Source organism: Pseudomonas sp. NPDC088429 (assembly GCF_044753305.1).
In the GTDB taxonomy this organism is placed as follows: Bacteria; Pseudomonadota; Gammaproteobacteria; order Pseudomonadales; family Pseudomonadaceae; genus Aquipseudomonas; species Aquipseudomonas rustica.
The window spans coordinates 217,381-231,360 of sequence record NZ_JBIVMX010000004.1 but is presented as its reverse complement, the minus strand read 5'-3'; the positions used below and the strand labels follow the sequence as shown (position 1 = coordinate 231,360).

Annotated in this window: 9 protein-coding genes; 6 read left to right on the top strand and 3 right to left on the bottom strand. The window is 60.1% G+C overall.

What is annotated here, in order from left to right:
• Positions 1-53: 53 nt before the first annotated feature.
• From ACIP66_RS04945 to pepN, 6 genes are read left to right on the top strand one after another with little or no spacing between them, the layout of a single operon-like run.
• Complete coding sequence (locus tag ACIP66_RS04945) at positions 54-944, top strand: NAD(+) kinase (RefSeq protein WP_003224174.1); 891 nt, start codon at positions 54-56, stop codon at positions 942-944.
• Entirely contained in the window at positions 944-1,915 is a 972-nt protein-coding gene (locus ACIP66_RS04940; protein WP_053119407.1) for a metallophosphoesterase, read from the top strand. Before ACIP66_RS04945 ends, ACIP66_RS04940 begins: the two co-directional genes overlap by 1 nt.
• Complete coding sequence (locus ACIP66_RS04935; RefSeq protein ID WP_053119409.1) at positions 1,912-2,781, top strand: rhomboid family intramembrane serine protease; 870 nt, start codon at positions 1,912-1,914, stop codon at positions 2,779-2,781. The genes ACIP66_RS04940 and ACIP66_RS04935 overlap by 4 nt, the downstream gene beginning before the upstream one ends.
• Positions 2,782-2,815: 34 nt before the next feature.
• Positions 2,816-3,076 carry a YeaC family protein gene (locus tag ACIP66_RS04930; protein ID WP_007919229.1) on the top strand — a complete coding sequence of 87 codons (261 nt, stop codon included), beginning with the start codon at positions 2,816-2,818 and terminating at the stop codon, positions 3,074-3,076.
• Complete coding sequence (locus ACIP66_RS04925) at positions 3,073-3,903, top strand: DUF2797 domain-containing protein (RefSeq protein ID WP_053119411.1); 831 nt, start codon at positions 3,073-3,075, stop codon at positions 3,901-3,903. Before ACIP66_RS04930 ends, ACIP66_RS04925 begins: the two co-directional genes overlap by 4 nt.
• Before the next feature lie 10 nt (positions 3,904-3,913).
• Positions 3,914-6,571, top strand: coding sequence for an aminopeptidase N (gene pepN / locus ACIP66_RS04920; RefSeq protein WP_400645943.1), 2,658 nt, complete (start codon positions 3,914-3,916; stop codon positions 6,569-6,571).
• A 242-nt stretch (positions 6,572-6,813) separates the two neighbouring features.
• Here the strand turns inward: pepN and katG are convergent, their stop codons facing one another.
• From katG to paaZ, 3 genes are all read right to left on the bottom strand, one after another.
• Positions 6,814-9,087, bottom strand: coding sequence for a catalase/peroxidase HPI (gene katG, locus ACIP66_RS04915; protein ID WP_400645941.1), 2,274 nt, complete (start codon positions 9,085-9,087; stop codon positions 6,814-6,816).
• Positions 9,088-9,330: 243 nt separating this feature from the next.
• Positions 9,331-11,541 carry an LTA synthase family protein gene (locus tag ACIP66_RS04910; RefSeq protein WP_400645938.1) on the bottom strand — a complete coding sequence of 737 codons (2,211 nt, stop codon included), beginning with the start codon at positions 11,539-11,541 and terminating at the stop codon, positions 9,331-9,333.
• Between the two features lie 265 nt (positions 11,542-11,806).
• Positions 11,807-13,870, bottom strand: a complete 2,064-nt coding sequence (gene paaZ / locus ACIP66_RS04905) for a phenylacetic acid degradation bifunctional protein PaaZ (RefSeq protein ID WP_400645936.1) — start codon at positions 13,868-13,870, stop codon at positions 11,807-11,809.
• Between the last annotated feature and the right edge of the window lie 110 nt (positions 13,871-13,980).

The window sequence follows — 13,980 nt, the reverse complement described above, 5'->3', positions numbered from 1 at the left end:
CGCTTTCGCCCATAATCCTGTTTTTCGCGTTTTCGATTGTCCGCAGAGGTCCCATGGAGCAATTTCGTAATATCGGCATCATCGGTCGCCTGGGCAGTTCCCAGGTGCTGGATACCGTCCGCCGACTGAAACGGTTTCTGCTCGATCGTCACCTGCATGTGATCCTCGAAGACACCATCGCTGAAGTGCTGCCGGGCCACGGCCTGCAAACCTCGTCGCGCAAGATGCTCGGCGAAGTCTGCGACATGGTCATCGTCGTCGGCGGTGACGGCAGCCTGCTCGGCGCCGCGCGTGCGCTGGCCAAACACAATATTCCGGTGCTCGGCATCAACCGTGGCAGCCTCGGCTTCCTCACCGATATTCGCCCGGATGAACTGGAAGTCGAAGTCGCCAAAGTGCTCGACGGCCACTACCTGGTGGAAAACCGCTTCCTGCTGCAAGCCGAAGTGCGCCGTCACGCCGAGGCCATTGGCCAGGGCGACGCGCTCAACGACGTGGTGCTTCACCCCGGCAAATCGACGCGGATGATCGAGTTCGAGCTGTACATCGACGGCCAGTTCGTTTGCAGCCAGAAGGCTGACGGCCTGATCGTCGCGACGCCGACCGGTTCCACGGCTTACGCGCTGTCCGCCGGTGGCCCGATCATGCATCCCAAGCTCGATGCCATTGTGATCGTGCCGATGTACCCCCATATGTTGTCGAGCCGGCCAATTGTGGTCGATGGCAACAGCGAGCTGAAAATCGTCGTGTCGAAAAACATGCAGATTTACCCGCAAGTCTCCTGCGACGGGCAGAACCACTTCACCTGCGCGCCGGGCGACACCATCACCGTCAGCAAGAAAGCACAGAAGCTGCGCCTGATTCACCCGCTCGACCACAACTACTATGAAGTCTGCCGCACCAAGCTCGGCTGGGGCAGCAAGTTGGGTGGTGGAGGCGACTGATGCTCGATCCCGCGCGCAGTTATGACCTGATTGGTGACGTGCACGGATGCGCCCTGACCCTCGAACACTTGCTTGACCGACTCGGTTATCACAAGCAAGGCGGGGTCTGGCGGCATCCATCGCGCATGGCCGTGTTCGTTGGCGACATCATCGACCGTGGCCCGCGCATTCGCGAGGCGCTGCACATCGTCCACGACATGGTCGAGGCCGGGCAGGCCTTGTGCATCATGGGTAACCACGAATTCAACGCACTCGGCTGGAGCACCCCGGCGCCACCGGGCAGCGGCAAGCAATTCGTCCGCGAGCACACCAAGCGTCATGCGCGGTTGCTCCACGAAACCCTGACGCAGTTCGAAGGCCATCCCGGCGACTGGCACGATTTCCAGCGCTGGTTCTATGAGCTGCCGCTGTTTGTCGACGCCGGACGTTTCCGCGTGGTGCATGCCTGTTGGGATGCCGGCCTGATCGAACCGCTGCGCGCGCTGTTCCCTAATGGCTGCATCGACGAGCATTTCCTCCAGGCCTCGGCCGTACCGGACAGCTTCGCCTGCACCGTGTTCGACCGTTTGCTGCGTGGCACCGACATGCGCCTGCCCGATGGTTTGACCATGACCAGCGGCGACGGTCTGGTGCGCTCGTTCTTTCGCACCAAGTTCTGGGAGGACGACCCGAAAACCTACGGCGACATCGTCTTCCAGCCCGATGCCTTGCCGGAGCCGGTGGCGCAAACGCCGCTGACTTCCACTGAAAAGAATTCCCTGCTGCGCTACGGCGTCGACGAGCCTTTATTGTTCGTCGGCCACTACTGGCGCAGCGGCAAACCGGCGCCGATCCGGCCGAACCTCGCGTGTCTGGATTACAGCGCCGTGCTCTACGGCAAACTCGTTGCTTATCGCCTGGATCAGGAAACTTTCCTCGATCCAAATAAATTTGTCTGGGTCGATGTTGAGCGGCCGGAGGTGCTGCAATGAGTTCGGTAGCGGTATTACGTCTGCCTTTAGGCGTGGATCTGAGCGGTTTCGTCAAACTGCTGCAACGCATGCAAGTGCCGCATCGCGTCAGTGAAGAGGCGGGCGAGCAAGTGTTGTGGGCGCCGTCGGAAATCAGCGAAGACGTGCGCTCGCTGTACGAACGCTTCCCGGCAGGTGATCCCGATCAGCAACTGGACATTCCCGTCGCGCCGACCGTCAAACGCCCAAGCTTCGCCGAACAACTGAAATACGCCAAGGCCACCGGCTTCATTCTGCTGCTGTGCCTGATCGTCGGCGGCCTGACTTACCTCGGTGAAAACCTGCAAACCCTGCGCTGGCTGACCTTCCTCGATTTCCAGGTGGTCGGCGAGTACATCCATTTCACGCCGTTGGCCGACAGTCTGGCAGCGGGGCAGTGGTGGCGTCTGGTCACACCGATGCTGATCCACTTCGGCATCCTGCACCTGGCCATGAACGGCATGTGGTATTGGGAACTGGGGCGGCGCATCGAGTCGCGGCAGGGCAGCATCAACCTGATCGGCCTGACGCTGCTGTTCAGCCTGGTGTCTAACTATGCGCAATACATCTGGAGCGGCCCGACGCTGTTCGGCGGCCTCTCTGGCGTGCTGTACGGTTTGCTCGGGCATTGCTGGATCTTCCAGCTGCTGGCGCCGAACCCGGCCTATCGCCTGCCGCGCGGCGTGCTGGTGATGATGCTGGTGTGGTTGCTGGTGTGCATGTCCGGGGTGATCTCGGTCATCGGTTTCGGCGAAATCGCCAACGCCGCCCACGTCGGCGGGTTACTCATCGGATGCTTCACCGGTTTGTTGGGTGGTTTGTATAACCGCCGTAAACTGGCCGCCTGAATTTTTTTTGTAGATAAAGAGCACGGAGACCCTGATGTCCTCTTTTAACGACATGATCAACAACATCACCCCGGACATCTACGAGAGCCTGAAACTGGCCGTGGAAATCGGCAAATGGTCGGACGGTGGCAAACTCACCGCCGAACAGCGCGAGCTATCGTTGCAGGCGATGATCGCCTGGGAAATCCAGAACCTGCCTGAAGATCAGCGCACCGGTTACATGGGCCCGCAAGAATGTGCATCGAAGTCGATCGAAGTGCCGAACATCCTGTTCAAGTCGGATGCTATCCATTGATCGAGATTGGCCGCGGTGCAATCAGCAAAATGTCGGCGCGCCTCGACGGGCCGAACGTGCAATACGCGTTTCGTCTGGATGACGTCGAGGTGCCGGTCAATCCCATGATCGGCACCACGGTGCGCCTGGAGTACCTGGGGGCGATCCACTGCACCCATTGCGGGCGCAAGACTAAAACCAGTTTCAGTCAGGGCTATTGCTACCCGTGCATGACCAAACTGGCGCAATGCGACCTGTGCATCATGAGCCCGGAGCGTTGCCACTATGACGCCGGCACCTGCCGCGATCCAGCGTGGGGCGAGCAGTTCTGCATGACCGATCACGTCGTGTATTTGTCCAATTCGTCGGGCATCAAGGTGGGCATCACCCGCGCGACGCAACTGCCAACGCGCTGGATCGATCAGGGCGCGTGTCAGGCGTTGCCGATCATGCGCGTGTCGACGCGGCAGCAGTCGGGCTTCGTGGAGGACTTGTTCCGCAGCCAGGTCGCAGACAAAACCAACTGGCGCGCGTTGCTCAAGGGCGATGCGGCAACGGTGGATCTGGCGCAGGTGCGCGATCAGCTATTTGAAAGCTGCGCCGAAGGCCTGCAGGGTTTGCAGGAGCGATTCGGCCTACAAGCTATTCAGACGATTGCCGATGTAGAACCTCTCGAAATCCGCTATCCGGTCGAGCAATACCCGGCCAAAATCGTCAGCTTCAACCTGGACAAGAACCCGATTGCCGAAGGCACGTTGTTGGGCATCAAAGGCCAGTACCTGATCTTCGATACCGGCGTGATCAATATTCGCAAGTACACGGCTTATCAGCTCGCCGTGCATCAATAAGGACTCCAGCATGCGCACCGAACAACCGAAGATGATTTACCTCAAGGACTATCAGGCACCCGAGTACCTGATCGACGAAACACACCTGACCTTCGAGTTGTTCGAGGATCACAGCCTGGTGCACGCGCAGTTGGTCATGCGCCGCAACCCGGCGCGTGGCCCGGGCCTGCCGCCGCTGGTGCTCGATGGCCAGCAACTGGAACTGCTCTCGGTGACCCTGGCCGATAAAGAGCTGGGCGCTGCTGACTATCAATTGTCCGAAAACCATCTGACCCTGCAGCCGACCGCCGAAACCTTCACCGTCGACACCAGCGTCAAGATCCACCCGGAAACCAACACCGCACTGGAAGGCTTGTACAAGTCCGGCACGATGTTCTGCACCCAGTGCGAGGCCGAGGGTTTCCGCAAGATCACTTATTACCTCGACCGCCCGGACGTGATGAGCAAGTTCACCACCACCGTGGTCGCCGAACAGCACAGCTATCCGGTGCTGCTCTCCAACGGCAACCCGATTGCCTCGGGCCCGGGCGAAGACGGCCGGCACTGGGCAACGTGGGAAGACCCGTTCATGAAACCGGCGTACCTGTTCGCGCTGGTGGCCGGTGATTTGTGGTGCGTTGAAGACACCTTCACCACCATGACTGATCGCACCGTCGCGCTGCGCATTTACGTCGAGCCGGAAAATATCGACAAGTGCCAGCACGCGATGAACAGCTTGAAGAAGTCGATGCGCTGGGACGAAGAGGTTTACGGTCGCGAGTACGATCTGGACATCTTCATGATCGTCGCCGTCAACGACTTCAACATGGGCGCGATGGAGAACAAGGGCCTCAACATCTTCAACTCCAGCGCCGTGCTCGCTCGCGCCGAAACTGCGACCGATGCTGCGCATCAGCGCGTTGAAGCGATCGTCGCTCACGAATACTTCCACAACTGGTCGGGCAACCGCGTGACCTGCCGCGACTGGTTCCAGTTGTCGCTGAAAGAAGGCTTCACCGTGTTCCGCGATTCCGGCTTCTCCGCCGACATGAACTCGGCCACGGTCAAACGTATTCAGGACGTGGCTTACCTGCGAACCCACCAGTTCGCCGAAGATGCCGGCCCGATGGCTCACGCCGTGCGCCCGGACAGCTTCATCGAAATCTCCAACTTCTACACCCTGACCGTGTACGAAAAGGGCTCGGAAGTGGTCGGCATGATCCACACCCTGCTCGGCGCCGAAGGCTTCCGTAAGGGCAGTGATCTGTACTTCGATCGCCATGACGGCCAAGCCGTGACCTGCGACGACTTCATCAAAGCGATGGAAGATGCCAACGGCGTCGACCTGACTCAGTTCAAGCGCTGGTACAGCCAGGCCGGCACGCCGCGTCTGGCGGTGAGCGAGTCGTACGACGCCGCCGAGAAAACCTACAGCCTGACCTTCCGCCAGAGCTGCCCGGAAACCCCGGACAAAGTTGAAAAACTGCCGTTCGTGATTCCGGTCGAACTCGGCCTGCTCGACAGCAAAGGCAACGAAATTGCCCTGCGTCTGAGCGGCGAAGCGGCGGCGCAAGGCACCACTCGCGTGATCTCGGTGACCGAAGCTGAACAGACTTTCACCTTCGTCGACATCGCTGAACAGCCGCTGCCATCGCTGCTACGCGGTTTCTCGGCGCCGGTGAAACTGAGCTTCCCGTACAACCGCGATCAACTGATGTTCCTGATGCAGCACGACAGCGACGGTTTCAACCGCTGGGATGCCGGTCAGCAACTGTCGGTGCAAGTGCTGCAAGAACTGATTGGCCAACAGCAGAAGGGCGAAAGCCTCAAGCTCGACCCGCGTCTGGTGTCGGCGCTGCGTACCGTGCTGTCGGACGAATCGCTGGATCAGGCAATGGTCGCCGAAATGCTTTCGCTGCCGGGTGAGGCTTACCTCACTGAAATCAGCGAAGTGGCGGATGTCGATGCGATCCATATCGCCCGTGAGTTCGCGCGCAAGCAATTGGCCGAAGGCTTGTTCGAGGCGCTGTGGCTGCGTTATCAGGCCAACCGCGACCTGTCGAAGAAGACCCCGTACGTCGCCGAAGCCGAGCACTTCGCCCGTCGCGCGCTGCAGAACATTGCCCTGTCTTATCTGATGCTCAGCGGCAAGCCGGAAGTATTGGCGGCGGCACTGGAGCAGTTTGAAAACGCCGACAACATGACCGAGCGCCTGACTGCGCTGGCGGTGTTGGTCAACTCGCCGTTCGAAGAGCAGAAAACGCTGGCGCTGGCGAGTTTTGCCGAGCACTTCAAGGACAACCCGCTGGTTATGGATCAGTGGTTCAGCGTGCAGGCGGGCAGCACCTTGCCGGGCGGTCTGGAGCGCGTGAAGGCGCTGATGCAGCATCCGGCGTTCAACATCAAAAACCCGAACAAGGTGCGTGCGCTGGTCGGCGCGTTCGCCGGGCAGAACCTGATCAACTTCCATGCGGCGGATGGTTCCGGTTATCGCTTCCTCGCGGATCTGGTGATTGAGCTGAACGGCTTCAACCCGCAGATCGCTTCTCGCCAATTGGCACCGCTGACGCGCTGGCGCAAATACGACGATGCGCGCCAGGCGCTGATGAAAGGCGAGCTGGAGCGGATTCGGGCGTCGGGCCAGTTGTCGAGTGATGTGTTTGAGGTGGTGAGCAAAAGCCTGGCGTAACGCCGATCCCTGTAGGAGCTGCCGAAGGCTGCGATCTTTTGATCTTTAACATCAAGATCAAAGATCGCAGCCTTCGGCAGCTCCTACAGGGTTTAGATGGCCTGCGCGATAAAATGTGGGAACGGCCTTGCTCCCACATTTTTTTGCGTTCTGTAGGAGCTGACGAGTGAAACGAGGCTGCGATCTTTTGATCTTTAACATCAAGGTCAAAAGATCGCAGCGTGCCGCAGCTCCTACATATTTCAGTTTTTCAGGTCGAAACGGTCGAGGTTGGTGACTTTCGTCCAGGCTGCGACGAAGTCTTTGACGAACTGCTCCTTGGCATCCGAACTGGCATACACCTCAGCCAATGCCCGCAACTGCGCATTGGAACCAAACACCAGATCCACACGCGTCGCCGTCCACTTCACATTGCCGGTCTTGCGATCGCGCCCTTCAAACTCATCCGCATCCCGCGATGTCGGCTTCCACTCCACGCCCATGTCCAGCAGGTTGGTGAAGAAGTCATTGGTCAGCGCTTCAGTCTGCGCCGTAAACACCCCATGACGGCTCTGCCCGACGTTGGTGTTCAACACCCGCAAACCACCCAGCAACACGGTCATTTCCGGCGCGGTCAACGTCAGCAGTTGCGCCTTGTCGATCAACAGCGCCTCCGCCGATACCGTGTATTTGCCCTTGCTGTAGTTGCGGAAACCATCGGCAATCGGCTCAAGGAAACCAAACGACTCGACGTCGGTTTGCTCCTGCGTGGCATCGGTACGCCCCGGATGGAACGGCACGCTGACCGAGTGACCAGCGTTTTTCGCCGCTTGTTCGATGCCCGCATTGCCTGCCAGCACGATCAGATCCGCCAGCGAGACTTGCTTGCCGGCTGCGCCGCCGTTGAACTGGTTTTGAATCCCTTCAAGGGTGCTCAGCACTTTATCCAGTTGCTCGGGCTGGTTGGCCTGCCAGAACTTTTGCGGTGCCAGACGCAGACGACCACCGTTGGCGCCACCGCGTTTGTCCGAACCACGGAACGTCGACAGTGCCGCCCAAGCCGTCGAGACCAGTTGCGAAACCGATAGGCCCGACTCCAGGATTTTGCTTTTCAGTGCTGCGGCGTCGCCATCGTCGATCAGCGGGTGCGTGACATCTGGAATCGGATCCTGCCAAAGCAGTTCTTCGCTCGGCAGTTCCGGGCCGAGGTAGCGCGACAGCGGGCCCATGTCGCGGTGGATCAGTTTGTACCAGGCGCGGGCGAAGGCGTCGGCCAGTTGCTCAGGATTGGCGAGGAAGCGCCGGGAGATTTGCTCGTAGGCCGGATCGAAACGCAGCGCCAGGTCAGACGTCAGCATGGTCGGCGAAAGTTTTTTGCTCGGGTCATGGGCATGTGGAACCGTGCCGGCACCGGCGCCGTTTTTCGGGATCCACTGGTGCGCACCGGCGGGGCTTTTACTCAGCTCCCACTCGAAGCCGAACAGGTTTTCCAGATAGTTGTTGCTCCACTTGGTCGGCGTGGTCGTCCAGGTCACTTCGAGGCCGCTGGTGATGGTGTCGGCGCCTTTGCCGGTGCCGAAAGCGTTGCGCCAACCGAGGCCTTGCTCTTCCAGCCCGGCCGCTTCCGGTTCCGGCCCGACATTGTCGGCAGGGCCGGCGCCGTGGGTTTTACCGAAGGCGTGACCGCCGGCGATCAGCGCCACGGTTTCTTCGTCGTTCATGGCCATGCGGCCGAAGGTTTCGCGGATATCGTGGGCGGAGGCGACGGGATCAGGATTGCCTTCAGGGCCTTCCGGGTTCACGTAGATCAACCCCATCTGCACGGCGGCGAGGGGATTTTCCAGATTGCGTTCGCCCTGATCGGTACGGCTTTCCTCTTTACCGTGCAAATCCGGCTCCGCCACCAGCGTGCCATCACCGGGCTCCTGCATCGGTGCGTTGTCTTTGCCATAGCGACTGTCGCCGCCGAGCCATTCGTGTTCCGAACCCCAGTAAACGTCCTCGTCCGGTTCCCAGACATCGGCGCGGCCACCGGAATAGCCGAAAGTTTTGAAGCCCATCGATTCCAGCGCGACATTTCCGGTGAGGACAATCAGATCCGCCCAGGAAATTTTGCGCCCGTATTTCTGTTTGATCGGCCATAGCAAGCGGCGGGCCTTGTCGAGGCTGACGTTGTCCGGCCAACTGTTGAGCGGGGCAAAACGCTGTTGACCCGAGCCAGCGCCACCACGGCCATCCGCGGTTCGATAGGTGCCCGCGCTGTGCCAGGCCATGCGCACAAAGAGCGGGCCGTAATGGCCGAAGTCTGCCGGCCACCAGTCCTGGGAGTCGGTCATCAGCGCGGTGAGGTCTTGTTTCAGGGCTTGAAAATCGAGGCTATTGAAGGCGCTGGCGTAGTCGAAGTCCTTGCCCAACGGATCGGACTTGGGCGAGTGCTGACTCAGAATTTTCAGGTTGAGTTGATTCGGCCACCAGTCACGGTTCGTCGTACCACCACCGGCGGCGTGGTTGAACGGGCATTTCGATTCGTTTGCCATGTTCGAGTCCTTATCAGGTCTGCTACGGCCGGCTCGTGCCGACTTCGGACTAGTAAGGCTAGACCCGACTGGGCAAGTCAGCTAATAGGCCGACTGATGGACACTAATAGGCAAAGTCTTTTATTGCCCTGCACATGTAGGAGCTGCCGAAGGCTGCGATCTTTTGATCTTTCCTCTAAAAGATCAGGATCAAAAGATCGCAGCCTTCGGCAGCTCCTGCATTGGCATTGAGACGAAAAATATTCAGGTGGATTGGGCGGTGTCGTCCTCTGGCACTTCGTCCAAGAGGTCTTCCTGGCCCGGCAGTTCAGTAATCACGCTGAAATCCGTGACCTCAACCGCGCCTTCCCCATATCCCAGCAGATGAAAAGAAAACGCCTTTCGCTGCTGCGGGTTATCAAAGCTGAAATCCATCTCCAGCGGTTGATCCGCCGTGGCGACCATTTCCGACGGCAGACCCAACTGCACGTCTTTCTCGAATTCCTTGGCCTTGAGCTGAATAAAAGCCGTTTGCTGCGGATCAACCGCACGCACGGTCAGGCGCACGCGGGTGTAAGAACCTTTGGGCATTTCCAGGTATTGCGCGCCGATCAGGTTGTCAGCCCAGTCGTCCTTGATCTGCGCTTGCAGCGGGATGACGTTGGTGCTGCCGAACTGATAGCGCTGATTGAGTGGGGTGCGCAGCAGTGACAGGTCGAGTGCGTTGGCACGCGCAGCGATTTGCCGGGCAGGGTGGCCGCTGTATTTACCTTTGTACGTGGCGCTTTCGGCAATGAACCCGGCGCTTTCGTAGTAGCGGCAGCGGCGCGGCATATCGCATTCGGAGAAGATGCCTTGGCCATTGTGGTAACGCAGTTTGCCGTTGGTGAAGGACATGATTTCGCGACCGGAATCGTAGTCGCGGAACAGCGAACGACCGCTGAGTGCCGTGGGTACCGGCAGGTCGAAATAGTCGAGGATCGACGTGCTCAGATCAACGTGGCCATAAACCCCTTTGTTCAGCCTTGGCAGTTGCGATTGCTCGGGCGCGAGGGTGAGATTGAATCCCCAAGAGGAGGCCAGGCGTACACCGTCGATGCCATGGGATTCATCCGAAGTAATCACTACCAGCGTATCTTTCAACACGCCTTGGCGTTCGAGACCGCTGAGGAACTGCTCCAGCGCGTCATCGAGATAACCAACGGCGGCTTGTTTGGGCGTTTCATAACGCTCCAGATATTCCTCCGGGGCGGAGTAGGGCTGGTGCGTGCCAACGGTCAGTAGCGTGAGCATCCACGGCTGTTTCTGCTTCTTTAATTCACCGACATAGTCCAGCGCGCCCTCGAAGAAAGCCTTGTCGTCCTTGCCCCAGGGGAATTCCAGGTAGTTGCTGTTGGTGAACCATTCCAGACCATGGGTCGCATCGAAACCGATGTGCGGCATGATCTTGTCTTTGGCCATGAAGCGCAGCCCGGCGCCTTGCAGGTAATGCGTGCTGAAACCGTGCTGGCGCAGTTGCGCCGGCAGACAGGCTTGATTGCGTTCGTTAAGGGTGAGCATTTCCACGCCTTTGGGCGTGCCGTTGTTGAGCTTGTCGTAATCGCCGCAGAGCATCGCGTACAGGCCGCGAATGGTCTGGTGCGTGTGCAGCACGTAATCCGGAGTGTTCATGCCGCGCTCGGCCCAGCGGCTGAGGTTGGGCATCAGGTCTTCCTGATAATGGCTGCCAATGGCTTCGCGGTTAGCGCGGAGGTAGGCGCCGGGAATGCCTTCCAGCGCGATGATCAGCACGTTGCGCGCCTGGCCCGGCGCGGCCAGCAATTTGTGGCCATTGAGGTCGACGTCGGTGAGCCCGGCCATCGCCGGCGCGGGTTCTTCAATATCGCCGTCGAGCCATTCTTCGCCCTGAATCTGCAGATCGGCGACTTCGCTGGCGAGCAGTTGGTGCGGCAAGTTGTACAGCCGCCACGGATCAGCTTCGTTCGGCCATAGATTCTGTGCGCCCCAATGCGCGGCGAACAACACCAGTGGCACGCTCCACACAGCGCGGGGCAGGGCTGGGCGAGGGTTGCCACGCCCGAGATACCGGGTCAGCAGCCAGACCATCAGCGCCAACAGCAAAACAATGCCCACCGCCGGATGCGCCAAACCGCCGCCGGTGGAGTTTTCGACAAATTGCGGATCGATCAGGTAATGAATGTCGGAAGGGGTCGGCAGGCGGCCGACTGCGCTCACCAGCTCAGCAGTCGCCACCGCCAGCAGGCCCCAGAACAACAGCACCGGCAGCGCCAGCCACCAGGCGCGGCGATGCAGCAAAACCACCAGCGAACTGCCAATGGCCAGATCCGACAGATACCCCAGCGGTGACGACCAGCCCAATACCGCACGCAGGCACACCGGCACGATCAGCACCAGAATGATCAACGAGACGAGGCGGGCATGCGGATGCCGCAAACGGTGAAAAAGAGCGCTCACAAAAAAAAGACCTTACCGTCATTAAAACGTCAAAAAAGTGTGGGCGATGATACCAAGGGTGGGCGGACTGATCGCCCTTTTAAACTATTGGGCGATCTGCTTTGGGCAGGTGCTGAATGGCTTGAAGCCCACAGCGGCTCTACAGTTGCCCAACAATCGTCGATATTTCTATCGGCGTGTTTATTGTTTCAGCCTGTTTAATAACTCCAGAACCCAATCAATTCCCCTGTGGGAAAGGGGCAACCTTGCGGTGCCCCTTTTTTCGTTACGCTGCGTCTTCTTCGCGCTTCACCACCAAGGTCAAAATGTCATAGCTGGCCACCAGCTCACCGAGCTGGTTGGTGACTTCCACATCCCACGCCACAACGCCTTGCGGAATGCCTTGCGGGCTCTTCTTGCCTTGGTCGATCTTGCGTTTGCAGGTCAGGCGCGCCTGAATGGTGTCGCCGATACCGACCGGGTTGATGAAACGCAACGTGTCGAGGCCGTAGTTGGCCAGCACCGGGCCGGGCGCAGCGGAGACGAACAGGCCAGCGGCCGCCGACAGCACGAAATAGCCGTGGGCAATGCGTTTGCCGAACTGCGATTCCTTGGCGGCGATGTCGTCGAAGTGCATGTAGAAGTGGTCACCGGACAGACAGCCGAAGTTGACCAGATCCGCTTCGGTGACAGTGCGACGGTGAGTCAGCAGCGACTCGCCGATCTGCAGATCCTGGAAGTGTCGACGGAATGGATGCACTTCGGTCTCGATGACTTTTGCGCCGCGCACGTGTTCACCGGTGACGGCAGCGAGCATGGTCGGCGAGCCCTGCACGGCGGCGCGTTGTAGGTAATGTTTTACTGCACGCAAGCCACCCAACTCTTCACCACCACCAGCGCGACCCGGGCCGCCGTGTTTCAGTTGTGGCAGTGGCGAACCATGGCCGGTGGATTCGGCCGCGGATTCGCGATCCAGTACCAACAAACGGCCGTGCCAGGCCGCGGCAACCGGAATGGCTTTGGCGGCGATTTTCGGATCTTTGGTGACGAGGCTGGCAACCAGACTGCCCTTGCCGCGCGCGGCCAGCACCAGCGCTTCATCGAGATCGTCGTAGGCCATCAGTGTGCTGACCGGGCCGAAGGCTTCGATGTCATGCGCGCCACCTTCGGCGTGCGGATCACGGGCCAGCAACAGCGTTGGAGCGAAGAATGCGCCTTGGCTGACGTTTGCGCCGCGCGGTTCGAAACCGTCCTCAGCGCCGAACAGTTGATCGCAGCTTTGCAGCAAGCTTTGCAAGCGTTCGCCGACGTCCTTCTGCTGATCATGGGAAGCCAATGCGCCCATGCGCACGCCTTCCACGGATGGATCGCCGACGACGACTTTCGCCAAACGATCGCGCAGACGTGTGGCGACGGCGTCGATGTGTTGTTTGGGCACGATGGCGCGGCGAATCGCGGTGCATTTCTGCCCGGCCTTGGTGGTCATCTCGCGGGCGACTTCTTTGATGAACAGCTCGAACTCTTCGTCGTCCGGGGTTACGTCAGGGGCGAGGATCGCGCAGTTCAGTGAGTCGGCCTCGGCGTTGAACGGCACCGAGTTGCGGATCAGGTTCGGGTTGACGCGCAGCTTGGCGGCGGTGTCGGCGGAACCGGTGAACGTCACCACGTCCTGGCCTTGCATGCGGTCGAGCAGGTCGCCGGTGCTGCCGATTACCAATTGCAGGCTGCCGGTCGGCAACAGGCCCGAGGCATCCATCATGCGTACCACGGCTTCGGTCAGATAACTGGTGGCGCTGGCCGGTTTGACAATGCACGGCATGCCCGCGAGGAAGCACGGCGCGAATTTTTCCAGCATGCCCCAGATCGGGAAGTTGAACGCGTTGATGTGCACCGCGACGCCGCCGCGCGGCACCAGAATATGTGTGCCGGCAAAGGTGCCGAGTTTGCCCAAGGGCAGCGCCGGGCCTTCGTGGACGATGTTGCCCGACGGCAACTCACGCGCGCCGAGGCCGGCGTAGGTGAACAGCGTGCCGTTGCCACCCTCGATGTCGATCCAGCTGTCGGCGCGGGTGGCGCCGCTGTGGTGCGAGAGCGCGTAAAGCTCTTCCTTGCGTTCGCTGAGGTACAGCGCCAGGGCTTTGAGGCGTTGCGCGCGTTGCTGGAAGTCGAGCTTCATCAGTTCGGTGACGCCTTGGCGGCGACCGAAGTCGATAGCTTCGGCGAAGTCCGGGCGTTCTTCATGCGTGCGCGCCAGCTCGTGGCCGTCGATGGCGCTGCGCAGGATTTGCGCGCCGTGTTGGCCGATCCAGCGGCCGGCGAGGAAGCTTTGCAGGGTAGGGGCGTGGGACATGAAATAAGCTCCTGTGCTTGAAATTAGTGTTGGTTGGCGCCGGACGCGCCGATGCCGGTCATCGAACGGATGAACTGAGCAAGCCCGCTCCCACATCGGTTCGTGTTGAG